This window comes from Ercella succinigenes (assembly GCF_900002895.1).
This window is the reverse complement of record NZ_CDHP01000038.1, coordinates 1-1,657: the sequence shown is the minus strand read 5'-3', so window position 1 is coordinate 1,657 and position 1,657 is coordinate 1. Positions and strand designations below refer to the sequence as shown.

The following is a 1,657-nucleotide window of genomic DNA, read 5'->3' as shown; positions in this document are numbered from 1 at the left end:
AGAGAGACAGGTGGTGCATGGTTGTCGTCAGCTCGTGTCGTGAGATGTTGGGTTAAGTCCCGCAACGAGCGCAACCCCTATTGTCAGTTGCCATCAGGTTAAGCTGGGCACTCTGGCGAGACTGCCGTTGACAAAACGGAGGAAGGTGGGGACGACGTCAAATCATCATGCCCCTTATGTCCTGGGCTACACACGTACTACAATGGCAACAACAGAGGGCAGCCAGGTCGCGAGGCCGAGCGAATCCCAAAATGTTGTCCCAGTTCAGATTGCAGGCTGCAACTCGCCTGCATGAAGTCGGAATTGCTAGTAATGGCAGGTCAGCATACTGCCGTGAATACGTTCCCGGGCCTTGTACACACCGCCCGTCACACCATGAGAGTTTGTAACACCCGAAGTCAGTAGTTTAACCGTAAGGAGAGCGCTGCCGAAGGTGGGACAGATAATTGGGGTGAAGTCGTAACAAGGTAGCCGTATCGGAAGGTGCGGCTGGATCACCTCCTTTCTAAGGAGACAATGATTATTGTCGACGCAATAATCGTAAGTCTTATAAGTCGATCTTCAGCAAAGAGCTGTAACAGGCAGGCTGTTGAAGAAAAGAAGGCAAGTCTTTTATAAGTAAGATACACTGTTCAATCTTCAGGGTTCGTCCCTGACATGTAAACGGGGGTATAGCTCAGTTGGGAGAGCGCCTGCCTTGCAAGCAGGAGGTCACGAGTTCGAATCTCGTTATCTCCACCAGCTCTTACGTGAGCATACATGCACCTTGAAAACTGCATAAGGAAAGAAGAAAAAAGACCAAAGATAGAAAAGACAAAGAGAAGCAAAGAAGAAAAGGTCTTGTAAATTTAGAGTACACAAAAGGGTAAGCTAAAGAAGCAAGTCTTGGAATTGGAACTTCATCTAAAGTGTCAGGATATCGACGAAGAGAACCAAAAAAAGGTCAAGTTACTAAGAGCGCAGGGTGAATGCCTTGGCACCGAGAGCCGATGAAGGACGCGACAAGCTGCGAAAAGCTGCGGTTAGGAGCAAATATCCTAAGACCCGCAGATGTCCGAATGGGGAAACCCAATCAGGGTAAATGCCTGATTACCTGTATGTAAATACATAGCATACAGGAGGGAGACGGGGTGAACTGAAACATCTAAGTAGCCCCAGGAGTAGAAATCAAAAGAGATTCCGTAAGTAGTGGCGAGCGAAAGCGGAAGAGGCCAAACCATATTACTTCGGTAATATGGGGTTGTGGACTGTAAAAAGGATCTCAATCAGTTAGCAGAATGAACGGATGGAAAGCCGGGACCAAAGAGCGTAATAGTCGCGTATGCGAAAACTGAGCGAGCTGGACAGTATCCAGAGTACCACGAGACACGAGAAACCTTGTGGGAAGCCGGGGGGACCACCCTCCAAGCCTAAATACTACTCGGTGACCGATAGTGAAGCAGTACTGTGAAGGAAAGGTGAAAAGAACCCCGGGAGGGGAGTGAAAAAGAACCTGAAACCCTGTGTTTACAAGCAGTCGAAGAGCGTTTATGCTCGACGGCGTACTTTTTGTAGAACGGTCCGACGAGTTATGGCAGCTGGCAAGGTTAAGTACTGAAGGTACGAAGCCGAAGGGAAACCGAGTCTTAATAGGGCGTTAAGTCAGTTGTTATAGACC

1 tRNA gene and 2 rRNA genes are annotated in these 1,657 nt (G+C 48.6%); all 3 read left to right on the top strand.

The window, feature by feature from the left end:
• Positions 1–505, top strand: a 16S ribosomal RNA gene (locus tag AC0KSB_RS08580); the annotation flags it as partial.
• A 160-nt stretch (positions 506–665) separates the two neighbouring features.
• Positions 666–741, top strand: a tRNA-Ala gene (locus tag AC0KSB_RS08575).
• Between the two features lie 200 nt (positions 742–941).
• A 23S ribosomal RNA gene (locus AC0KSB_RS08570) occupies positions 942–1,657 on the top strand; the annotation flags it as partial.